Annotated in this window: 18 protein-coding genes; 15 read left to right on the top strand and 3 right to left on the bottom strand. The window is 59.4% G+C overall.

Annotated elements, in window-relative coordinates; genetic code table 11:
• Positions 1-96 precede the first annotated feature (96 nt).
• Positions 97-582, top strand: coding sequence for an MEKHLA domain-containing protein (locus Enr8_RS19285; protein WP_146434603.1), 486 nt, complete (start codon positions 97-99; stop codon positions 580-582).
• Here the strand turns inward: Enr8_RS19285 and Enr8_RS19280 are convergent.
• The gene (locus tag Enr8_RS19280; protein ID WP_146434601.1) at positions 579-1,481 is read right to left on the bottom strand and encodes a DUF6655 family protein; all 903 of its coding nucleotides are present in this window, start codon (positions 1,479-1,481) and stop codon (positions 579-581) included. The genes Enr8_RS19285 and Enr8_RS19280 overlap by 4 nt on opposite strands.
• A 266-nt stretch (positions 1,482-1,747) precedes the next feature.
• On the opposite strand from Enr8_RS19280, the gene Enr8_RS19275 reads away from it, so the two are divergent.
• From Enr8_RS19275 to Enr8_RS19255, 5 genes are all read left to right on the top strand, one after another.
• The gene (locus Enr8_RS19275; RefSeq protein ID WP_186767747.1) at positions 1,748-2,734 is read left to right on the top strand and encodes a UbiA family prenyltransferase; all 987 of its coding nucleotides are present in this window, start codon (positions 1,748-1,750) and stop codon (positions 2,732-2,734) included.
• Between the two features lie 67 nt (positions 2,735-2,801).
• Positions 2,802-3,644 (top strand): sugar phosphate isomerase/epimerase family protein, encoded by an 843-nt coding sequence (locus tag Enr8_RS19270; RefSeq protein ID WP_246120156.1) that lies wholly within the window; start codon positions 2,802-2,804, stop codon positions 3,642-3,644.
• Positions 3,645-3,679: 35 nt separating this feature from the next.
• The gene (locus Enr8_RS19265; RefSeq protein ID WP_146434596.1) at positions 3,680-5,002 is read left to right on the top strand and encodes an alkaline phosphatase family protein; all 1,323 of its coding nucleotides are present in this window, start codon (positions 3,680-3,682) and stop codon (positions 5,000-5,002) included.
• Between the two features lie 178 nt (positions 5,003-5,180).
• Complete coding sequence (locus Enr8_RS19260) at positions 5,181-6,806, top strand: HEAT repeat domain-containing protein (RefSeq protein WP_146434594.1); 1,626 nt, start codon at positions 5,181-5,183, stop codon at positions 6,804-6,806.
• Positions 6,803-7,258, top strand: coding sequence for a hypothetical protein (locus Enr8_RS19255; protein WP_146434592.1), 456 nt, complete (start codon positions 6,803-6,805; stop codon positions 7,256-7,258). Before Enr8_RS19260 ends, Enr8_RS19255 begins: the two co-directional genes overlap by 4 nt.
• 317 nt (positions 7,259-7,575) lie before the next feature.
• Here Enr8_RS19255 and Enr8_RS19250 read toward each other — a convergent pair whose 3' ends face one another.
• Positions 7,576-8,967 (bottom strand): hypothetical protein, encoded by a 1,392-nt coding sequence (locus tag Enr8_RS19250; protein ID WP_146434590.1) that lies wholly within the window; start codon positions 8,965-8,967, stop codon positions 7,576-7,578.
• Positions 8,968-9,351: 384 nt separating this feature from the next.
• On the opposite strand from Enr8_RS19250, the gene polA reads away from it, so the two are divergent.
• The 9 genes from polA to Enr8_RS19205 all read left to right on the top strand — a co-directional run bounded on the left by polA (position 9,352) and on the right by Enr8_RS19205 (position 21,232).
• A complete protein-coding gene (polA, locus tag Enr8_RS19245) occupies positions 9,352-12,198 on the top strand; it encodes a DNA polymerase I (RefSeq protein WP_246120155.1) in 2,847 nt (948 codons plus the stop codon).
• A gap of 149 nt (positions 12,199-12,347) precedes the next feature.
• Positions 12,348-12,968, top strand: coding sequence for a dephospho-CoA kinase (gene coaE, locus Enr8_RS19240; RefSeq protein ID WP_146434588.1), 621 nt, complete (start codon positions 12,348-12,350; stop codon positions 12,966-12,968).
• Between the two features lie 395 nt (positions 12,969-13,363).
• Entirely contained in the window at positions 13,364-14,911 is a 1,548-nt protein-coding gene (gene rho, locus Enr8_RS19235; protein WP_146434586.1) for a transcription termination factor Rho, read from the top strand.
• Between the two features lie 158 nt (positions 14,912-15,069).
• Positions 15,070-15,546 carry a 6,7-dimethyl-8-ribityllumazine synthase gene (gene ribH / locus Enr8_RS19230; RefSeq protein WP_146434585.1) on the top strand — a complete coding sequence of 159 codons (477 nt, stop codon included), beginning with the start codon at positions 15,070-15,072 and terminating at the stop codon, positions 15,544-15,546.
• 39 nt (positions 15,547-15,585) lie between these two features.
• Positions 15,586-16,005: a transcription antitermination factor NusB gene (nusB, locus tag Enr8_RS19225; protein WP_146434583.1), complete on the top strand. Its 420-nt coding sequence runs from the start codon at positions 15,586-15,588 to the stop codon at positions 16,003-16,005.
• Positions 16,006-16,172: 167 nt separating this feature from the next.
• The gene (ftsY, locus tag Enr8_RS19220) at positions 16,173-17,210 is read left to right on the top strand and encodes a signal recognition particle-docking protein FtsY (protein ID WP_246120154.1); all 1,038 of its coding nucleotides are present in this window, start codon (positions 16,173-16,175) and stop codon (positions 17,208-17,210) included.
• 266 nt (positions 17,211-17,476) lie between these two features.
• Positions 17,477-18,055 (top strand): hypothetical protein, encoded by a 579-nt coding sequence (locus Enr8_RS19215; protein WP_146434581.1) that lies wholly within the window; start codon positions 17,477-17,479, stop codon positions 18,053-18,055.
• Between the two features lie 243 nt (positions 18,056-18,298).
• Positions 18,299-20,266 (top strand): hypothetical protein, encoded by a 1,968-nt coding sequence (locus tag Enr8_RS19210; RefSeq protein WP_146434579.1) that lies wholly within the window; start codon positions 18,299-18,301, stop codon positions 20,264-20,266.
• Positions 20,267-20,536: 270 nt separating this feature from the next.
• Entirely contained in the window at positions 20,537-21,232 is a 696-nt protein-coding gene (locus tag Enr8_RS19205) for a lysophospholipid acyltransferase family protein (RefSeq protein WP_186767746.1), read from the top strand.
• A gap of 63 nt (positions 21,233-21,295) precedes the next feature.
• Here the strand turns inward: Enr8_RS19205 and Enr8_RS19200 are convergent, their stop codons facing one another.
• Positions 21,296-22,285, bottom strand: coding sequence for a 3-keto-disaccharide hydrolase (locus tag Enr8_RS19200; RefSeq protein WP_146434575.1), 990 nt, complete (start codon positions 22,283-22,285; stop codon positions 21,296-21,298).
• Positions 22,286-22,314 lie beyond the last annotated feature (29 nt).

The following is a 22,314-nucleotide window of genomic DNA, read 5'->3' as shown; positions in this document are numbered from 1 at the left end:
AAGATGACGGATATGCCGATTATACGGCCGCCCGAGGTAAGCGACGTTTTGGTATGCTGCCTGTAGTCTGGCCCTTGTTTTTCGGCGGAACCACCTATGTCGCAGGTTGCCTCGTTCGCTTTGGATACCCCTCAATATGTGCAGCGGATGCTCAATTCGTACCGCCGCTGGGTTGGCGTAGAGTTGATGGAGCGGACCGGCGATCCGCAGCGCGACCTGCAGCAACTGTTCGCGCTGCCGGTGGTGGTCGTTTCGCATGGCGATCAGACCGACCCGATCTTCAAGTTCGGCAATCAGACGGCGCTGCAGCTTTGGGAGATCGAACTGCACGACTTCCTGAAGATGCCGTCGCGGCTGACCGCCGAGCCGGTGCATCGTGACGAGCGCGCTCGATTGCTAGAGAGAACGGAACGGGACGGCTATGTCGACGATTATCGCGGCGTCCGCATCTCCAGCACGGGACGTCGCTTTTACATCGAACAGGCGACGATCTGGAACGTCGTCGATGAGGAGGACCGCTATGTGGGGCAAGCGGCCACCTTCGATCATTGGACCTTTCTGGCCGACGGCGAAACCGCTTAGCCAGAGACGGAGACCTTGGTCGGTTCCTGCTTTTTCAGGGGCTGCGGCTCTTTTGGTTCGGACTGGCGCGATTCGGCCTTCCTCTCTTCTTCGTAGCCGGCCAGGTCCGCTTCTTTTTCGCCCATCGGCATCGGCTGGGGCGCGTCGTCCAACTCGGACTCGGCCAGTTGCGCGCGGAAGTCGTACGCCAATTCGTAGTCGACCTGAATCGGGCTCTCTTCTTCTTTGTGGAACGGGTTGGGCAGGCTGAGCCGCGACCCGGCGAATTGCGCCCGCTCGTAGATGTTGCCTCCCTGAAACGGCCCGGCGCCCATCAGCCAGGTGTCGCGAGCGGTGCCCAGCGACTGCGCGATGCCTGATTGCCAAATCGGTTGTCGCGATTCGCGGTGGTAGGCGAACAGGGCGATCTTGGCGCCGCCGATTGTCTTACTTTTCTTGGCGAAGGCGATTTCTGGAATCGTCGGAACCGGCGGCGCGGCCGGCAGTAACGAAGCGGCCGAACTGACCGCGTTGTTCGACGGAATGCCGTAAGTGACGGTATGTCCTTCGGTACCGAGAGCGCCGATGCGGGCTTCGACCACAAAGTCGGCGTCGTCCGCCTTGTCTTGCAGTAGACAGCCGGCGGCGTTCATCTGCTGACGGATAGAACTGGTGATGTACTCGGCGTTGACGAACCCGGCGCCTTTGACGTTTTTCAGGTAGCTGGGGTCGAGATAGACCTTCTCACCGCGCAGCGGCTGAAAGTCGATATCGGCGATCGCCTCGTCGACGGCGTGCGAACTGACCAGTTGCTCGGTCAGCGTGCGATTGGAGGTCGTTCCGCAACCGGCTGCTAGTAGCAAGCCGACCAAAAGCGCGCAGCTGCGGACTGCGGAGTGAAGTTGGAAGCTGGCGGCCATGGCGATGTGTGCGTCATATAGGTGGGAAGGAAATTAGGCGGGATCGGATGGCAGGAAGGGCGCCAAGGACTTCCCCTTGCGGAAGCGACGCCTTTGGGTGCGAACTATAGGAAATGGGGGAGAACCGCGAAACGGCAATTTTGTGAAGATATCACGCGAAATAGCCTGCATTACGCCGCGTGGACTGCCTGTCGCAGTCGAGCCGATCGACCTATAATGAACGGTTTGTCTCCCAGTTCTCCCTATTTCTAGCGTGTGCCGAAAACGTGGCGACCGTTTCCGCTGAACCTGCGTGGCTCCCTTATTTTCAGCTGTTTCGGCTGCCGAACGTCTTTACGGCGTGGGCGGACATTCTGGCCGGTTATCTGGCAGTCACGCAATTCTCGACCGATACGGCCAGCTTGACCCCTTGGTCTGTCTTTTTGTGCCTGATTACGGCCTCGAGCCTGATTTATTCGGCCGGAATGGCCCTGAACGACTATTACGACCTAGAGAAGGATCGCCAGGAACGCCCCAGTCGCCCGTTGCCCTCGGGTAGGGTTTCGCCCCGTTTGGCGGGCTGGCTCGGTTACCAGTTTCTGCTGGTCGGCGTGGTGCTAGCGGCGATTGCCGGCTATCTCTACACCGACGTCGCGCTGCCCTGGCGTGGGGGCGTCGTCGCGCTTTGCTTGGTCGCATCGGTATTGCTTTATGACGCAGGTCTCAAAGCGACCATCTTTGGCGCCGTGGCGATGGGAGCCTGTCGGTTTTTCAATTTGCTGCTGGGGATGAGCTTGGCCGGGCGGCTGCCGGAGGCCGAATTCTCGCTTATCGGGTACGATATCGGACAGCTGGCCTTTGCCGGCGGAATCGCCATCTACATTGCCGGCGTCACCTGGTTCGCCCGGACCGAAGCGAAAGATAGCTCGCGTCCGCTGTTGATTTTCGGTTTTGTCGTGCTGGTGATCGGATTGCTGACGTTTGTGGCGTCGCCGCTGCTGGGCTCGTCGGTGGTCCGTTTGCGGTCGATGCAGACGTTTGGGTGGTGCGGCCTGATGTTGCTGATTGCGGTTTCGATCCTCCGCCGCTGCATCATCGCCATTGCCGATCCCTCGCCCAGCAATGTACAAGTGGCGGTCAAGCAGGCGCTGTTGTCGCTGATCACTTTGAATGCGGGCTTTGTGTTGGCGGTGTGCGGCGCCTTTTGGGCGGTGATCGTCGCCCTGTTGGTGGCGCCGATGCTATTGCTGGGCCGCTGGGTTTATTCCACCTAAACTACCTACAGGCGATCAACGGGCGACTTCGGCAAGGAAACGTCGACGCGATGCAAATGAGATGAGCATGCGGATTGGCTACAACACGAACGGCTTCGCCCATCACGACCCATTGGACGCGGTCGATGTGTTGGCCGATCTCGGATACGAAAGCGTCGCGTTTACCGTTGACCACGGCACGTTGACTCCCTTCGGCAATACCTACATGGCCGATCGCCAGGCCGATCATCTGGCCGCCCTGTTGGCCGAAAAGAAAATGGCCTGCGTCATCGAGTCGGGCGCTCGCTTCCTGCTTGATCCCAAACGCAAACATGAGCCGACGCTCGTCTCGCCTGACCGGCATGGTCGCCAACGCCGGTTTGAGTTCATCCGGCATTGCATCGACGAAGCGGTCAAACTGAAGGCCGACTGCGTTTCGCTCTGGTCGGGCAAGCTGCTCGACGACGCCTCGCCGAAGGCCGCGATGGATCGCCTGGTCGAAGCGCTGCAGCCGGTGATCGAATACGCCGAACAACAGCAAATGCCGCTCGGCTTTGAGCCGGAGCCGGGCATGTTTATCGACACGATGGATCGCTTCGCCGAATTGTGCGAGCGGATCGATTCGCCGCTGTTTCAGCTGACCCTCGATATCGGGCATTTGCAGTGCCAGGCCGAACTGCCGCTGGGCGCCGTGATTCGCGAGTGGGGATCGCGAATCGTCAACGTCCATATCGAAGACATGAAGCGGGGCGTCCACGAACATCTGCCGTTTGGCGAAGGAGAGATCGACTTCAGCGAAGTGATTTCTGCGCTCCGCGACGCCAATTACAAGCTTGGTCTGCATGTCGAACTGAGTCGCCACAGTCACGAAGCGCCGACGATGGCGGCTCTGGCGATGGAGTTCCTGCGGCCCCTCGTTCATCCCAAGTAAGCCACATTCTTTCAACCGGATAAAGACTGCTCGCCATGCCTGACAACGTCGTCCTCCTGTCGCTTCCTGGACTCGCCCCGCAAGACCTGGCCCACATGCCGCAGGTATCCGCTTTGTTTGCTGACGGAGATCGCGCTCCGTTGGCGGCCAGTTTTCCGGCGGTGACCTGGCCGGTTCAATCGAACATACTGACGGGCCAGCTGCCGGTCGATCATGGCGTGACCGCCAATGGATTCTACTGGCGCGACAAGCGGCAGGTCGAGATGTGGACCGCCGGCAACGAAGCGATCCTGCAGCCGCAAATCTGGGATCTGCTGAAGAAGCACAATCCCGAGCTCCGCACGTCGGCCTGGTTCCCGATGCTCAGCAAGCGGAGCGGCGCCGACTATGTCTGCATGCCCGCCCCGGTCCACAATCCGGACGGCAGCGAAACGATGTGGTGCTACACCAAGCCGCAAGAGTTGTACCGCGACCTGATGGCCGAACTCGAAGGCTTTCCGCTGCATCACTTCTGGGGACCGCTGGCCAATATCAAGTCGACCGCCTGGATCGCCGACTCGGCGGCGATGGTGGCCGAAAAGTTCCAGCCCCACTTCTCGTATGTCTATCTGCCGCACCTCGACTACGCCGCCCAAAAACTGGGCCCCAACAGCGACGCCCACAAGCAAGCCGCCGCTGATATCGACGAAGTGATCGGCAAGCTGATCGCTCGGATGAAGGCCGCCCTGGGAGAAGATACGCTCTTCTTAATCGCCAGCGAGTACGTCATCGTCCCGGTCGATCATGTCGCCTATCCCAATCGCGTTCTCCGCGAAGCGGGCCTTTTGCAGGTCGAAGAGAAGGAAGATGGCGAGCATCTCGACCTGGAGAAGAGCGACGCGTGGGCCCTTTGCGACCACCAGTACTCGCAGGTGTACGTCAATGACGCCAAGCCGGAAGTGATCGCCAAGGTGAAGGAACTGTTCCAAGGCGCCGAAGGAATCGCCGAAGTGTTGGCGATGGAAGAGCGCGGCAAGTACTTCATGGATCACGAGCGGGCAGGGGAGGTGATTCTCGTTTCGACCCCCAATAGCTGGCAAGCCTATTACTGGTGGAATGACGACGCCAAGGCGCCAGGTTTCGCCCGCAAGGTCGACATCCACAAGAAGCCGGGCTACGACCCAGTCGAACTGCACGTCGATATGGCGACCAAGAGCATCCCGCTCGACGCGACCTTGGTCAAAGGCTCGCATGGCGCCCCGGTTGCCTCCGAGGCGCAACGCGGCGTTCTGTTGGCCAGCCAGAAGGGCGTTTTCGCCGAAACCCCGCTGGCCGATACCGACGTCTGCGACATCGTTCTTCGCCAGTTCGGCATCTAACTCCAAACGGTTACTGCCGTACCACCGACCAGTTGGCCGGGTCATGACGATCGTAACGATCGCGTGGCCCGGCTTCTTTGTTTTGCGGCTGCTCGCTTTTAGCCTGTATCCTACGGCGACGTAAGTTATTACGTGGAATATTGTGCCGCATTTCGTCGGGTGAAAACGGGAAGCAGCAGTGCCCCAAGAGTTTGAGAAGACTTACGAGTTCCTTGCGCGATCAGGAAACGCCGCGGCGACGCCGGTGTTGATCGCCGCGCTGCGCAGTGAGGCGATCGATATTCGCGATCACGCGTTTGATGCGCTGTTGAAACGAACCAGCGTGAAGGGAGAAGCGTATCTCTTTGAAAATTGGGACGATCTGTCGGACGCCTGGAAGCAAAAAATCAAACTGCAGATGGGGGTGATGACCACCATGCTGCGTGAGCGACTTCTCTCGTCGTCCCGGCCCGAATCCGAAAAAGCGGCCGCGATCGCCCTGCAGTTGGAAGAGTTCGACCTGGTACGGACGATGGCGTCGGCCGCCGAGGACCAAAACAATCCGAACCGCGACGTCGCCGGTCGCTGTCTGGTGTCGCTGATTGACCGGCTCCGCAAGTTGCTGGACGAAGCGACCGACGCCCGCAAGCGGAACCTGGTGATTTGGCGCGGTCGCGCCATGGAAGCGCTCGAAGATTCGATGCGGCGCTGCAATTCGCACCAGTCCGAAGACATCGTCGAATCCTTCCTGATGCTGACCAGCCGCGAGCATCCGGTCTTCCGCCATCTGTTGGACAGTCCGGCGTCGCAGGTTTACCGAATCACGCTGGGGATCCTGAAACGGACGCTTCGCCCTTCGATCGTTCGGTTGATCATCAGCATCTTCCATGAAACGTCCCCTTGTTTGACGCTGTTATCCGCCGCCGCCTGGCGGACCGACAAGCCGTTCGTCACGCAATTGCTCGATTCGTTCTCCAGCGGCATGAGCGAAACCGAGATGCGGAACATCAAGAAGATACCGAGCGTCGCCTGGTGCAACGATCAGTTGGAGATGCTCGAGAGTCTGACCGGACGCCAGCAAGAGACGGCGCTCCGCTTTTTGACGACCAGTTCGCAAGACCGCGATTCGGTCTTCGGCGTGATTCACTTCTTCCTGACCCGCGGCAAGCCGGAGGGTCGCCTGGCGGCGGTCGATTCGCTCGCCAAAGATCGAGGGGCGGTCGCCAGTCAACTAATCATCGACGCTACGAAGGACGAAGATCCGGACGTCGCCGCCGCGGCGCTGCGGCAGCTGCGTAACCGCGGCATCCCCGGTTCGCTCAAGTACCTCCTGGCGCAGCTCGACAGCGAACATGAAGTGGTCCGCGTCGCCGTTCGTGAGTCGCTCGAAGAGTTCAGCTTCAGCAAGTTTCTCGCCGCGTTCGACCTGATGGACGCGGATCGTCGCAAGACGACCGGCCATCTGGTCCGCAAGATTGATTCGCAATCGGATCAACTGCTGATCGCCGAACTGACTAGCGATATGCAGTCGCGGCGCCGGCGAGCGATTGAAGTGGTCGAATGCCTGGGCATCGCGCGGCAGATGGAGCAGCCGCTGCTAGAGCTACTCAAGTGTGACGACTATTTGATCCGCGTCGCCGCCGCCAATGCCCTCGCCGGTTGCAACAGCGACACGGCGGTCGCCGGACTTCGCGAAGCGCTGCTTGATCGCAACGTCAGCGTGCAGCAAGCGGCCGAAGCGAGCCTGCAGGTTATCGCCGAACGCCGAACGACGGCCCCGGCGATCCGCATCCGACCGAAGACGCCGGCGGGAGAGAAAGAATGAACGCCACGTGGTTCACCTTTTGTCTGCTGGCGCAGAAACAGCAAGCCAGTTTTCGCAACTTGGGCGATCGATTTCGCGCCGAGAATGTGTCGATCGACTACGGTCAGTTGCTGCTGCTCGCTGCGTTCATGCTGTTTGCCGTGCTCGGGCTGTGGTACTTCCAGAAGTGGACGACGACCAAGGGAGACGAAGGAACCGACAGCCCGCGTCGGCTGTTCAACGACCTGTGCCGCGTTCATGAGCTGAATCGCCACGAACGGAAGTTCCTGTGGCAAGTGCCCCGGCAACTAGAGCTGGAATGCCCGGCCTCGCTGTTCGCTGATCCGACTCATCTGGTTCGCGCGGTTCGCTCTGCCGATAGCGACGAAGCTCGCCATCAGCTCGAGAACCTTGGCGTGCGTCTCTTCGGCACGTTGATGTTCCGCCGCCATCTGACGCATTGCCCGCAGTAGAACGCGTGGGCGTTCACCGTCGCATTACCAACATGACGTAGGGTGGGTGGAGCAAGCGCGAATTAAGTTGTTTCGCTCCATCAACGCGACTCGCTTGTGTAACCCACCTTCTGCTTGCGGCCGCATTGTTGGGCCAGCGCTTCGCTGGACCCAACTGACGTTTCTGGAAAGCAATCCGACGGAAGACATGCTCTTCTCGCGAAGACGCGATAAGAGCATGGCACCATGTGAGTAGAGTATGGCGTCACGTGGCCGTTCGAAATGAAACAGGCCGCACTTGCCTTTGGCGAGTGCGGCCTGTTGGTTTGTCGCTGCGACTAGTTGTCGTAGGCGCTCATCGGGCGACGCGGTTTGAAATCGCGTTCGCGTTCGGCTTCGGCTTCCAGTTCTTCCAGGCGAGACGTGCGACCCAGGCGAACCAGGCGTTCGGTGCTCTGCCAGCCCATCCGCTCTTGCAGGCGAGAAACCTGGATCAGTTCGACGCCATTCTGACGGGCCATTTCCCGCATCTGCGAATAGGCGGTCAGCACGGCGGCGGCGGTCTTTTCGGTCGGCGTTTTGCCGTCGATCAGGTAGCGAACTTCCGGGGTCAATTCCCCGTTGATGTTCCCTTCGGCGTCGACCCACGCGGCGACTTCGCCGCCCGAGCTTTGAATCAGGTTCCTCAGATCATCGGTGTCATCTTCGCCGTCGCCATCCAGATCGATCATGCCGACGATGGCGAACTTCTGCGCGACGCCCGGCGACCAGATCGGCGTGAAGATCTGATCTCCCGGCATGATCGGGTTGGTGACGTCTTCTTCGAGGATGCGAGCTTCCGCTTCGTTCGAGCCGTTGACGCGGGTCACTTCGATCTTGCCTTTCACCGTCGCCAAGGCGATGTTGACTTCACCCTTTTCAAAGACGCTGAAGGTCATCTGCGGGCGAAGCAGATCGGAAGTGCCGAGATTGATCCAGGTGTTGTCTTCTTTCTGATTGACCCAGATGATTCGACCGTCGGGGACGTCGCCCACCTTTGGCTCTTTCTCTTTCAGCGAAACCTTGAATGCTTCCACGAGATCCATAGCTTGGTCACGTTCTTTGTTGGCCGCGTCGACTTGCTTCTTGCTGCCATCGATCGTCTGGGCGATGGTCCCTTGCAGTTTGACCTTTTCGTCCTGCAGCTTGGCCTGAGCCGCTTCCAGCGACTTGCGATCGTCGGCCATCTTCTTTTCGGCTTCGGCCTGAGCGGCAAGCGCGTTGTCACGCGAGGTCTCGGCTTCGCTCAGCTTGGTTTGGTAGGTGTTCTCGAGAGCGACCTTCTCGGCACGCAGGGCGGTGTTGGCCCGTAGCGAATCGGCGAGCTGTTTTTCGAGCTTGATCACCGAGGCCTGCATCACGCCGGGAACCTGGCGATAGTTCTGCACCGTCGGGGCCTGGGCGCCTTCGTCAGCGACAAAGGTTTTCATGTCGTCGCCAAACGCCTCTTGGATTTCGTCCATCGGCGTTTCTTCGCTGTGGCCGATCATGACCTTCAGCTCGTTGCGTTCGGCCAGATAGGTGCGCGAACGGCCTTGTTCTTCTTGGGCCCGTTGGTTGGCCGCTTCGGCGTCAAGTTTCGACTTGTCGTTCGCCGCATAGAAGACGTACGTGGTGATACCGAGAGCTGCCACTAGCAAAACTAGTAGAATCACGGCGATCTGAAGACCTTGGCTTTCTCGGGCTGCCATCTCGATAAACTCCTAACGGGCGGCGATGGGTGCGTGCCGCCAAATTGTCGTGATTAGCTCAGAACTGATTAGCGTAATTGGCCGTATCACCGATTCCAATGTGCAAGCTGTAGGCCAACGGCAGAATTGCGAAGGAAAAGTAGGAGCGTCGGGCAGAAATTCCGTCGCCTGAAGTCCAATAGATGATTGTAGTTAGCGAGAAATTGCCAGTCAACGAATTGGTAAAGATTAGGTAACGAGGGAGTGGTGTACCGGGGGCCGCATGAGGTTTTCTCGCAACAACGTGTTGGCTATGGGCAACATTGGGGGCGGGCTGGTTGTTCGTAACTCGGTAAACAGCAATAATCTTCGCGACTTTACCCCTCAGTGAGGAATGCATCGGGAATGGCCAAATCGAAGACGCAGCAGTCACTCCTGTTTGGGAGCGAGAAACCGCCGGAAGTGGCACCCCCAGCGGCCGACGCCCCCGCCGAAACAACTGTCCAGCCACAGCCAGAGCGGCCCGCCGGCATCGCTGGGCTCAAGGACGCCGACGTCTGGATCATCGATTCCCACTCTCTGATCTTCCAGGTTTTTCATGCGTTGCCCCCGATGACCAGCCCGACCGGGCAGCCGGTCTCGGCCGTGTTCGGCTTTGCCCGGGATGTGGCGCTGCTGCTGCGAGAGAAGAAGCCCGACTATTTGATCTGCGCGTTCGATCCCCCCGGCGGCACGTTTCGCCATGACTTGTACGACAACTACAAGGAGACCCGCGAAGAGATGCCGGTCGACCTGCGCCCGCAAATCGGCCTGATCCGGCGGATGCTGGAAGCGATGAACGTCGCCGTGCTGGAGAAGCAGAACTACGAGGCGGACGACGTCTTGGCGACGGTCGCCGCGATCGTCGAAGAGCAGGGGGGCCAATGCACGCTGGTTACCTCGGACAAAGACTGCCGCCAGCTGATCAGCGACAACGTGCGGATGTACAACGTCCGCAAGAATGCGTTCTATGACGCCGAAGCGCTGATGGCCGACTGGGGCGTTCGTCCTGATCAGGTCGTCGACTTTCAGTCGCTGGTCGGCGACTCGGTCGATAACGTGCCGGGCGTTCCGCTGATCGGACCGAAGATCGCCAAAGAGCTGCTCGAAACGTATGGCACCCTCGACGCGGTGCTCGATAACGCCGGCGAAGTCAAAGGCGCCAAACGCCGCGAGAACCTGCAGAATGGTCGCGAGATGGCCGAACTGAGTCGCGACCTGGTGCGCCTGGTCCGCGACGTGCCGATCGAGGTTGATTGGGATGCCTGTCGCGTGCAGCCGATCAACCAGGACGAAGTCCAATCGCTTTGCCGCGAATATGGCTTTCGCACGCTGGCCCGCGACATGGCCGAGTTGCAGGTCAACGCCGCGCCCGCCGAACAGGCGGTTTGGAATTCCAACTACCAAACGATCGACACGGCCGAAAAGCTCGACGCGCTGGTCGAACATCTGCAGCAGGTAAAGCGGCTCTCTTTCGATACCGAAACGACCTCGACCAGTCCCCGCTGGGCTGATCTGGTTGGCATCTCGTTGGCGTGGGATGTGGGCGAAGGCGCCTACATTCCGATTCGGGCGCCGGAAGGCGACGTGCAACTGGACGAAGCGGTCGTGCTGGAGAAGCTGCGCGACGTGCTCGAAAATCCGGCGATCGAAAAGGTCGGCCAAAACCTAAAGTACGACCTGGTGGTGTTGCGGGGCGTTGGCGTCAACGTCCGCGGAACGGCCTTCGATACGATGGTCGCCCATTACTTGCTCGAAGCAGGCGCCCGGTCGCACAGCCTCGATGAACTGTCGCAGCGGTATTTGCAGCATAAAACGGTCAAGATCTCGGAGCTGATCGGCACCGGCAAAAACCAGATCACCATGGATCAGGTACCGGTCGAGAAGATTGCGTACTACGCGGCGGAAGATGCGGATATTCCGCTGCGGTTAGATCCGATTCTTTCCGAGCGGATCGAGTCGGAAAGTCTGTCGTCGTTGTTGACCGAGGTCGAACTGCCGCTGATCGACGTGCTGGTCGAGATGGAATACAACGGCGTTCGCGTCGACGTTGCGCGATTGAACGAACTGAGCCGTCAGTACGGCGAGCGGATGGAAGTTCTGGAACGCGAGATCTACAGATTAGCGGGCCGCGAGTTCAACATCGCTTCTCCCAAGCAGCTGTCGACGATTTTATTTGAAGAACTGGACCTGCCGGTCATCAAGAAAACCAAGACGGGAGCGAGCACCGACGCCGAAGTGTTGGAGCAACTGGCCAAACAGCATGACATGCCCGCCAAGATCGTGCAGTTCCGCCAGTACGCCAAGCTGAAGGGAACGTACGTCGACGCGCTGCCGACGCTTGTCTGTCCTAAAACGAATCGGGTTCATACTTCGTTCAACCAGGTGGTGGCGGCGACCGGTCGCTTGAGCTCGAACGAGCCGAACCTGCAAAACATCCCGATCCGCACGCAAGAGAGTCGCGAAATCCGCTCGGCGTTTGTGCCTGGCGAGTCAGGCTGGAAACTGCTGTGCGCCGACTATTCGCAGATTGAACTGCGGGTGCTGGCCCACTTCTCTGGCGATCCGGCGCTGATGGAGTCGTATCAGAACAACGAAGACATCCATGCCCGCGTCGCCAGCGAAGTGTATGGCGTGGCGCTCGACCAGGTCAGCTCCAGCCAAAGACGCAGCGCCAAGGCGATCAACTTTGGGGTCGTTTACGGGCAAAGTCCGTTTGGCCTGGCCAAGTCGCTCGACATCGACAAGGGCGAGGCGTTCGAGTTTATCGACGCCTACTTCAAACGATACCCGGGCGTTGATGAGTTCATGGATCGGACGCTGTTTGAATGTCAGCGGGATGGTAACGTCAGCACGATTCTGGGACGCCGCCGCGCGATCGACGGCGTGCGATCGCCCGAGAAACGGGATCGGCTCAAGCGGCAGCTGACCATGCCCGAGCGAACCGCGGTCAATACTGTGATCCAGGGTTCGGCCGCCGATATCATCAAGCTGGCGATGCTGCGGGTGCATGACCGGCTGATCAAGGAAGAGGCCCCGGCGAAGCTGCTGTTGCAGATCCATGACGAACTTGTCTTTGAAACCCCGCCGGAATATCTGGAAGAACTGGCGCAATTGGTACGGACCGAGATGGAATCGGCGCGAAACCTGGCCGTTCCGCTCGTCGTCGACGTGAAGAGCGGGGACAATTGGGCCCAGTGCGAGCCGATGTGATAGCTCGCTTGGGTGGCGTGCTGCGGATTGTCGGAACAAGTGTCCAGCCGAAGGCCGAAGGAGAAATGTGCCTCCCGGCGGCGCTGCGCGATTGGGCGCCAGCGAGGGCAAAGTCCAGTTAGCGGCGTGATATTCGCCAGAGGCCAAAGATGAAGATAATCGGGATCTTGGGAGGAATTGCGAGCGGCAAGAGCACTGTGGCGGAGTTGTTTCGCCAGCGGGGGGCGGTCGTGGCCAATGCTGACCAAATGGGTCACCAGTTGCTAAAGGATGAGGCAGCGAAGCAGGAAATCCGCGAAAGCTTCGGCAGCGAAATATTTGCCGAGGATGGGGAAGTTGACCGCCGCCGATTGGCCGCAAGAGTATTTGGTGGTGATGATCTCAGCCATAAGCGGCTGGCTGAGTTAGAAAAAATCACACATCCTCGCATAAAAACTAGTCTTCAGGCGAAAATTGATTCGGCGCTTAACGACCCCAATGGTGCGCCTCCGGCGTTGATTATGGATGCCGCCCTGCTAGTGAAGGCCGGCTGGTCTGATATTTGCGATTACCTCGTATTTATTGACACGCCCTACCCCGATCGGCTTAAGTATGCCACGCAAAGGGGGTGGGGTGAAGCCGAGTTTAACGCGAGAGAGGCAGTCCAGGAAAAATTGGAAGAGAAGCGGGCGTTATCCGATTACATAATTCGTAATGATGGCGATCTCACGCAGCTCGACGCTCAGGTCGAACAATATTGGCGAGATCGCGTCCTTTTTCCTACCACCTGATGCTTTTCTTTCCGTTCAAAAATTATTCGTAAAAGTAGATCCAGTCCATTTGCGCGGCTTGCCGATACGCCTTCCTTGACGTCCCAGTTAGGGGAAACCAAACCACTTTGAAATCACGCTCGGGGGCGACAAATCGCCTACGATCGACAATTGTCGGAAGAATCGCTAATTCGCTAAACGGTAACAAGTTAGCGCGTTACGGAGCACAACGATTCTCGACTCGTCGACGATGAGGCGATCTGTTACAACGGAAGTAACTCGTCTCCTCCCCAGCCAGGCGAATGCCGAGCCGAATCACTTCCTGCTCGGACTTTGCCCAGCAACCAAACTCCGCTCACGGCTTCCTTTTGAGGAAGTCGTCCGGTTCGTCTTTTCTCATCTTGGAGTTCAGTTCCATGCCTCATCGAAGCAGCGGAACAAAAAATCAGAATCATGATTCGCGATCAGGGCAGCCCAAATTTGGGGCTGGCATCCTGCCCGAATCAACTAATAACCACGAGCAGAGCGCTCGTAATCCGAAGTCGGAAGGAACAGACGCTGTGAATGAGTTACGTCGGCTCAACAATGTCGATGACGACGCTGAGCCTATGTCGCTGGCCGAGCAATTGGTCAGTCGATCGCGCCGCCCTCAGGAGGAGGACGCGGACGATCAACGCTACGAGAAGGTGAAGCAGGGCGAGATCCATATCGCCGAACTGCAAAAGATGTCGATGGCCCAACTGATCGAAGAAGCCCGCAAGGAGAATTTGGGCGAAGTGGCCGGCATCAAGCGCCAAGAGCTGATCTTCCGCATCCTCAAAGAGCGCGTGAAGATGAACGGCCTGATGTACGGCGAAGGGACCCTTGAGATCCTGCCGGACGGGTTCGGCTTCTTGCGCAGCCCCGACTATCACTATCTCTCTTGCCCGGACGACATCTACGTCTCGCCGAGCCAGATCCGCCGCTTCGGCATGAAAACCGGCAGCGTCGTCTCGGGCCAGATTCGCCCGCCCAAAGAAAACGAACGATATTTCGCGTTACTCCGCGTCGAAGCGGTCAACTACCAGGATCCGAACATCGCCGCTGACAAGGTGCAGTTCGACGACCTGACCCCGCTGCATCCTGACTCGCGGATCCGCATGGAGTCCGATCCGGACGAACTGGCGACCCGCGTCATCGACCTGATCGTGCCGATCGGGTTTGGTCAGCGCGGCCTGATCGTCAGCCCGCCGCGAGCCGGCAAAACCGTACTAATGCAGAAAATGTCGAAGGCGGTCCTGGCCAACTATCCCGACGCATACGTGATCATCTTGTTGATCGACGAGCGTCCGGAAGAAGTGACCGATATGGAACGCCAGGTCAAAGGCCCCAACTGCGAGGTCATTAGCTCGACCTTTGACGAACCGCCGTCGCGACACGTGCAAGTGTCGGAGATGGTGATCGAAAAGGCGAAGCGGATGGTCGAGTTTGGGACCGATGTCGTCATCTTCCTCGATTCGATCACGCGGTTGGCTCGCGCCTGGAACTCGGAATGCCCCTCGTCGGGCAAGCTCCTCTCCGGCGGTTTGGACGCCAACGCGCTGCAGCGGCCGAAGCGGTTCCTCGGTTCGGCTCGTAAGGTCGAAGAAGGGGGCTCGCTGACGATCATCGCCACCGCTTTGGTCGACACCGGCAGCAAGATGGATGACGTGATCTTTGAAGAGTTCAAAGGGACCGGCAACCAGGAAATCGTCCTCGATCGCAAGTTGGTCGACCGCCGCGTTTGGCCGGCGATCGACATCAACGCCAGCGGAACGCGTCGCGAAGAGATGCTGATGGACCCCGAAGAATATAAGCGGGTTTGCATCTTGCGACGCGTGCTGAACGACATGAATTCGCCCGACGCCATGGAATTCCTCCTCGGACGATTGGCCAAGACCAAGTCGAACGCCGAGTTCCTGATGGGGATGAATACCAACCGGTAGGAAATAGAATGGAGCGATTTCGCCCGCAAAACGAGTTTACGCCCAGGAAACCTCCTGGGCGTTTTTTCGTTCGCCTACGGTGGGCGGCGCTCTCAAGCGGCCAACTTTTTCTACAATAGAGAACCTTCCAGCCATTTACCGCTTCAGGATTCGTTATTTTGGTCCGGACTTACCGCGGCGAGCTGCAAGGCGAAGCCGTACGCGTGGCGATCGTCGTCGCTCGCTACAATGAAACCATTACCGGCAAACTCTGCGACGGCGCCTTGGCGACCTTGGCCGAGCGCGGAGTCGCCGACGACGCCATCGAAGTCGCCTGGGTTCCCGGAGCCTGGGAACTGCCGGTGGTGGCGGCCCGCATGGCCCGCAGCGGGCAGTTTCACGCGGTGATCTGCCTGGGGGCGGTCATCAAAGGGGAAACGACCCACGACCAGTACATCAACAGTCAGGTCAGCGACAGCCTGGGGCAATTGGCCCTAGAGTGCGAACTGCCGGTGATGTTTGGCGTCTTGACGGTCAACACGCTCGAGCAGGCGCTGCACCGGGCCGGCGGTAATGTCGGAAACAAGGGAAGCGAAGCGGCCGACGCGGCCCTCGAAATGGTTCACCTGATGAAACAGCTTCCCCGCGAAGAATAACTCCAACCCGGCCTTGGGCCGTTACTTGCATACCTATCTATGTCGAAACGAAGTCGAGTTCGTGAAGTCGTTCTCCAGATTCTCTATCAAGAGGATCTCAACCCTGACGCCGACATCGGCGTCTCTGAGCGATTCTTGCGCGGACGCCTGAAACATAACGAAGACCTGGTCTTGTTCGGCCGCTCGCTGCTGGTCGGCGCTCGTCTGCATCGCAAGGCGATCGACGCTAAGATCGAAGCCTTCGCCGACAACTGGAGCCTGGCCCGGATGGCGGTCACCGATCGCAACGTGCTGCGGATCGGGGCGTACGAGATCTTGTTTTCCGACACGCCGGATCGCGTGGCGATTAACGAAGCGGTCGAACTGTCGAAGCGGTTCGGCAGCAAACACTCGCCGCAATTCGTCAACGGAATTCTCGATCGCGTCCTGAAGTCAAAACAGTCAAACGCCAGCGGCTAAGTCGAACGCTGGGGTGCCGTTGCCACGTCTGCGTGGCAATGAATGCGTCATCCAAATAATTGATGATGGCGCTTGAATGACAGTCGAGACGGTAGAGCGGTTGCGGCTCAACGTCCAACGGAAAGTCCAACCACAATCATTGCCACGCAGACGTGGCGACGGCCCCCATGCCTGGAACCGAGGTCTTCCCTCACGAGGAAACGATGGGACTATTCAACCCGTTCAAAAAGTCGGAAGAAAAACCTGCCGAGCCAGCCCCTGCGGCGGAACAGCCGCAAGGCTTTTTCTCGCGGCTGAAAAGTGGCCTCGTCAAAACGTCGCGGGTGCTCAACACCGACATTCGCGACCTCTTCAAGCAGGAAGGGCGCCTGGTCGATGACGAGTTTCTGACCGAACTCTACGCGATCCTGGTTCGCACCGACATGGGCGCCGGTCCGGCCGGTAAGATCCGCGATCAGATCAAATCCGAATACCGCGGCCGCGTCGTCCACCTGGGCGAAGTGCTGCAAACGGTCAAAGACGAACTGGTCGCGCTGATGCAGCAGCCCGAGACGCCGATTGTCTTTGCCGAAAGCGGCCCGACCGTCGTGATGGTGGTCGGCGTCAATGGATCGGGCAAGACGACCTCGATCGCCAAGTTGGCGGGCCATCTGAAGGCGGAAGGCAAGAGCGTGGTGCTCGGCGCTGGCGATACCTTCCGGGCGGCGGCCGTTGAACAGCTCTCGATCTGGGCCGATCGGCTCGGCGTCGACATCGTCAAAGCAGAGCAGGGGACCGACCCGGCCAGCGTCGCTTTTAAAGCGGTCGACTTCGCCGTGCAGAACAACAAAGACATCGTCATCCTCGACACCGCCGGTCGTCTGCAAACGCAGAAGAACCTGATGAACGAACTCGACAAGATTCGCCGCGTCGCCGGCAAAAAGGTGCCGGAAGCGCCGCACGAAGTGCTGCTGGTCTTGGACGCCACCGCCGGTCAAAACGGCATCAGCCAGGCCCAAGGTTTCTCGGAAGCGGCCCAGTGCACCGGGATCATCCTGACCAAGCTCGACGGCTCGGCCAAAGGTGGCGTTGTGGTGCCGATCCGCCAGACGTTCAACCTGCCGGTCAAATACATCGGCGTCGGCGAAACCCCGGCCGACTTCGCTCTGTTCAACGCGGAGCAATTTGGCGACGCCCTCTTTGAAGACGCCCTCGGCGGCAGGTAGCCAAGCCGCCGCAGGCGATCCAACATTAGTCCGCAGCGCAAGCAAGGGAGTGCGGTCCCAGTTCGCAAAAAGAATGGAACACCGAGGCCGCGGAGAAGAGCACGGATAGGCGCGGTAGAAAGTGAAGCGGTCGGTGGGTAAGACGCCTGTCGAAACCTCTTTCAACGTAGGAAGTCCGAGGCGATTTTCCCCAAGATCGGCTGGCCGCCGACGAACTACCAGGATCGAATCGGCGCCAACGCTTCTCTCTTTCGCGGTCCTGCAACATGAAACGCCACCTGCAACGATTCTGGCGACGCGTTCCGCATCGGTTCAGCATCACCGGTTTGTTGATCTTGGTCGCGGTCTGCGCTCTCGTCTGCTCGGTCGCCGCTCCGTGGTTGCGGGCCGAGCCGCGGCAGTATCCGCAGCTGCGTGTTTCGAAATTCCACGACGAAGATCTTGAGGCTCCGCATAACCATTGCCTGGTGATCGTGCTGCAGTACCACGAAGGGCAAGAGGGGAGCGAGTTTTATTCCGACTACGCTCCCTACGGAACCCTTAATACCTCGGTCGAAAACTTCGGCGTAAGTCCCACGCAGTACTTTAACGAAACGCCTCTCGGCGAGCCGTCCGCTGAGGTTTCTCCGGTCGCTCAGGCTCGCTTCAACGCTTTACTGCATTATGTTGAGCGGCAGCAGATTGATGTTCAGAACCAACCTTGGGGATGGAAGCAGAAGTTTACCTTGCCGGAAGATTTTCCGACGTTCCAGCAATTCTTTAAAGAGTACAAGCAAGCGCACCCGCGGGCCAAGCTGACCCTGGTTGAACCGCCGACACCGGTCGGAGATTGTAGTTGCGATTAGCAGGTTACCTGGTCGATTTCAGCGCTCTTTCCGCGTAGGGCAGGCCGTGCCTGCCGGAATCGCGGGCGTATGCACCTCGGCAGGCACGGCCTGCCCTACGCAAGAGCAAGAACTAGTGGGGAAGGGGGGCCTGATCGCAGCGCGAGTGGTTTTGTACTACGATAAAGGGATGTTTTGTAGGTCGTTGCGGCCTGCATGGCGACCCTTCCCCGATCTCCTCCCATCCAACCTTGCTGGCCGCTCATGATTCGCTCTGCCTGGTCTGTCTTACTCTTGCTTTCAATCGCCTCCGCTGGTCTGGCGCAAGACCCGATTCCGCCGATCAAACGTCTCTTGCCGCCGCCGGGGATCGAGATCGGCGGCAAGGTGAAAAAGGAGCTGACGACGCGGCTGAAACAATTGCAACAGAAGCTGGCCGCGATCGAAAGCAATCCATTGGCGGTCGACGCCGAGATCTACCTGAAGGCGGTCTCGCTGGCGCTGCGCAACGGTGAGTTCTACAAGCCGAAGGATGTCGATGTCGCCCGAGCGGCTCTCGACAAAGCGCAACAGCGGATCGAGCAGATCGAAGCCGGCAAGGCGGATTGGCCGAAAGCGGGTGGTTTGCTCGTACGCGGCTATCGCAGCCCGATCGACGATTCGGTTCAGCCGTACGGTTTGCATATTCCGGCGAAGCTCGATCGGTCGAACCCGGTTCCGCTGTACGTTTGGCTGCATGGTCGCGGCGACAAAGAGACCGATCTTTACTTCCTGGCCAATCGGGAAAAGAGCAAAGGCTATGTCGCCCCCGACGATGCGATCACGCTGCATCCCTTTGGTCGGCAGTGCATCGGTTTTAAGTCGGCCGGCGAGATCGACGTGCTCGACGCGATTGAAGATGTGAAGCGGCGATACTCGATTGATGCGGACCGGATCGTGTTGATGGGTTTTTCGATGGGAGGCGCCGGAGCCTGGCATCTGGGAGCGCACTACGCGGACGACTGGGTTGCAATCAGCCCTGGCGCCGGTTTCGCTGAAACGGCCCGTTACCAAAACTTGAAGCCGACCAACTATCCGCCCTCCTACACGCAAACGTTGTGGGGCTGTTATGACGTTCCCGACTATGTCCGCAATCTGCTGAATCAGCCGGTCATCGCCTACAGCGGCGAGATCGACAAGCAGATCCAGGCAGCCCGCGTGATGGAAGAAGCGTACGCCGCCGAAGGCAAGAAGTTACTGCACCTGATCGGCCCGAAGACGGCGCACAAGTACGAGCCGGAGACGCTCAAGACGCTGCTCGGTCAGATCAAAGAGTTCCGCGACGCCGGATTGAACCGCACGCCGAGCGAGGTCTCGCTGCAAACCCGCACGCTCCGCTACCCGCGGATGCATTGGGTTGAGGCGCTCCGTCTGGACGAGCATTGGCGAGACTCACGCATCGACGCCAAAGTTGCCTGGCCCGATTCGGTAACGATCAGCACCAAGAACATCGCCGCGCTGGCGCTCCACCTGCAAAAGATCCCGGCCGGCTTTGTCGTCGATATCGATGGCGAGAAATTGAAGGTCGAGGACGCCCCGGCCGACGACGCCCCGCTGACGCTGGTGAAGTCGGACGGCAAATGGTCGCTTGGCCCGGTCGCTGACGACGCCGCGTTGGCCAAGCAGACGGGTCTGCAGGGACCGATTGACGACGTCTTCTTGGAGCCGTTTCTGGTGGTCGTGCCCCGAGAGAAGTCGACCAACGCCAAGCTGCAGCAGTGGCTGGAGTTTGAGATCGCCCACTTTGACGATCGCTGGCAGGCCCTCTTCCGCGGCAAGCCGCGCTGGAAATATGAGGATCAGATCACGCCCGCCGACATCGCCAAGTACCACCTGATCGCCTGGGGAACGCCGAGCACCAACCAGGTGATTCGCGACTCGCTTGCGAAACTGCCGCTGACCTGGAACGCCGATGAGGTCAAGATCGCCGGGCAATCGTTCTCGGCCAAGACGCATGTGCCGCTGATGATTTTCCCGAATCCCCAGAACCCGCAAAAGTACCTGGTGCTCAACAGCGGCCCGACCTTCCGCGAGCTGGATGATAGCAGCAACTCGCGGCAAAACCCGCAGCTGCCCGACTGGGCGGTGATTGATATCACCACTCCCCCCGACGGCAAAACGCCGGGCAAAGTGGCCGCGGCCGATTTCTTTGACGAGGCCTGGCAGGCCAAACCGGCGGTCTCCGCTAAATAGGGGCGCGCATCAGAAAGGCCGGATGGTCGCATTGACCCTGTCTACCGTTCGCAGGTAAACTCCCCTCTCCATTTCCCGCTTGCCTAGCTTGTTCCTTTGGCGTGGGGAATTGGGAGGGAGACTGCTTTGCGGTTTCGCCCCAAAGAAGTGCGATTGCGCCAGGTCATCGGACGACCGGGACCGCACTTCGGTCGATATGATCTACTGGCCGCTCCCTGGCTACGAAATGGATGTCGTATGTCAACGGATGGGCAAAATGAGCGGGAAGCTGTGAAAGTAATTCTGAATTGGATCGTCGCCCACCTGGCGGCGCTGGCCGTACTGCTGCTGCGATTGACCTGCCGGGTAAGATTGCACGACGATCCCCGTCCCGCTTTACGTGACGCCGGCGTTTCTTACGTCTACTCGGTGCTGCATGCTCATCAGGTCGCCGCGGCGATGGGCGCCGAGCGTGGTACCGCCGCCATGGTCTCGCAATCGCTGGATGGGCAACTTATCGTACCAACGCTGCAGGTGATGGGCGTCACGCCGATCCGGGGATCCAATCGCACCCGCGGACAGGTCAAAGGAGGCCGCGAGGCGCTAGCCGGACTGATGGAACATGTCTCCAGCGGCAAACCGGCTTACCTGGCGGTCGATGGACCGCGGGGCCCGCGTAATCGGGTTCATAAGGGAGTCGCGTTGCTGTCGCAGAAGACCGGCGCCGCCGTCGTCAACCTGGTGGCCAAGCCCGAGCGACGCTGGATCTTGACCAAGACTTGGGACCGGCTGCAGATTCCGAAACCGTTCTGTCGCATCAACGGCTACTTCGCCGAGCCGGTCTATCCGATCGCCGGCGAATCGCTGGAAGATTACCGCCGCCGCATCGAGGCGTCGCTCAGCGGATTGGAGCTGTTGCACGATCCGGAAGAAGCTCCCCAGCCGGTCGCCGAGACCAATGTCGCCGGCGACGAACTGGCGGCATAAAAAAACGCCGACGAGTATGACTCGCCGGCGTCGTAAGCTTTCGCAAGTAAGGCCCCTGCGGCGTTACTTCTTGATCACCCAGATGTTCTTGTAGACGACCGGGTTGCCGTGACCTTGCAGGTACAGCGAGGCCGGCTTGTTCGCTTCTTGTTCGCGACCCGGGGTGTGCATCGGCAGTTCGAGATCGTCATGAATGACGACGCCGTTGTGCTTGACGGTGACGCGAGCGTTCTCGGTCTTCTCGTCCGCTTCGTTGTACTTGGCGGCGGTGAAGTCGATGTCATAGGTTTGCCAGGTCAGCGGCGGATAGCACATGTTGACGATCGGCTTCGAGACCTTGTAGATGCCGCCGCATTCGTTGTCAGCGCCATCCAGGCCGAACGAATCGAGCACCTGCACTTCGTAGCGACCTTGGACGTAAACGCCGCTGTTGCCGCGAGCCTGACCGCGAGCTTCCGGCTTGAACGGCGGCATGAACTCGATATGCAGCGAGTGATCGCCCAGCTTTTCTTTGGTGTAGGTGTCGGCCAACAGCAAGTTGTCTTGGACGATCTGACCTTTTTCAAAGGCGTCGGTGTTCGAGCCGTCAAACAGCACGGTCGCCCCCTTCGGCGGCTTGGCGCCCAAGGTCGGGCTCTTGCGAACCGTCTTCTTCAGCGTGCCGATCTTGTCGCCGTCGGTGGTGTAGACGGTGATCATGCCGTCGGCGATGGTGACCTTACCATGATCGCCTTCCATGGTGACGACGCCATCTTTCAGCTTGCCTTGGGCTTTGTGCGTTTCCATGCCGCGCGACCAGCCTTCGCCCGGCAGTCCGCCCGGGTAGCCAACCCCGTCAAATTCGCCGTTGCCCAAAGCGATGACCTGGGCGCCAAACGGAACTTCGTTGCCGTTGATGACCAGCTTGCCGACGTATTCGCCTTGGATCTGGTAGTCGACGCCAGCTTCTTTGGGCTTGGTGTAGGTGGGCAAATTATCGGCGGCTTGAGCCAGACCGACGGTCGCCAGCGACAGGAGGCCGGCAAGCGCAATGCGAGTGAGGTTCAATTTCATGGGGTGGTCTCTAAGGGGGGCGTAAAAAA

The sequence above is a fragment of the Blastopirellula retiformator genome (assembly GCF_007859755.1).
GTDB lineage: Bacteria > Planctomycetota > Planctomycetia > Pirellulales > Pirellulaceae > Blastopirellula > Blastopirellula retiformator.
This window is presented reverse-complemented; position numbering and strand designations above follow the sequence as displayed.

Coding starts and splice junctions, on each gene's coding strand:
- Enr8_RS19285 (WP_146434603.1), top strand. CDS start 97: ATGTCGCAGGTTGCCTCGTTCGCTTTGGATACCCCTCAATATGTGCAG.
- Enr8_RS19280 (WP_146434601.1), bottom strand. CDS start 1,481: ATGGCCGCCAGCTTCCAACTTCACTCCGCAGTCCGCAGCTGCGCGCTT.
- Enr8_RS19270 (WP_246120156.1), top strand. CDS start 2,802: ATGCGGATTGGCTACAACACGAACGGCTTCGCCCATCACGACCCATTG.
- Enr8_RS19265 (WP_146434596.1), top strand. CDS start 3,680: ATGCCTGACAACGTCGTCCTCCTGTCGCTTCCTGGACTCGCCCCGCAA.
- Enr8_RS19255 (WP_146434592.1), top strand. CDS start 6,803: ATGAACGCCACGTGGTTCACCTTTTGTCTGCTGGCGCAGAAACAGCAA.
- Enr8_RS19250 (WP_146434590.1), bottom strand. CDS start 8,967: ATGGCAGCCCGAGAAAGCCAAGGTCTTCAGATCGCCGTGATTCTACTA.
- polA (WP_246120155.1), top strand. CDS start 9,352: ATGGCCAAATCGAAGACGCAGCAGTCACTCCTGTTTGGGAGCGAGAAA.
- coaE (WP_146434588.1), top strand. CDS start 12,348: ATGAAGATAATCGGGATCTTGGGAGGAATTGCGAGCGGCAAGAGCACT.
- rho (WP_146434586.1), top strand. CDS start 13,364: ATGCCTCATCGAAGCAGCGGAACAAAAAATCAGAATCATGATTCGCGA.
- nusB (WP_146434583.1), top strand. CDS start 15,586: ATGTCGAAACGAAGTCGAGTTCGTGAAGTCGTTCTCCAGATTCTCTAT.
- ftsY (WP_246120154.1), top strand. CDS start 16,173: ATGCCTGGAACCGAGGTCTTCCCTCACGAGGAAACGATGGGACTATTC.
- Enr8_RS19215 (WP_146434581.1), top strand. CDS start 17,477: ATGAAACGCCACCTGCAACGATTCTGGCGACGCGTTCCGCATCGGTTC.
- Enr8_RS19210 (WP_146434579.1), top strand. CDS start 18,299: ATGATTCGCTCTGCCTGGTCTGTCTTACTCTTGCTTTCAATCGCCTCC.
- Enr8_RS19200 (WP_146434575.1), bottom strand. CDS start 22,285: ATGAAATTGAACCTCACTCGCATTGCGCTTGCCGGCCTCCTGTCGCTG.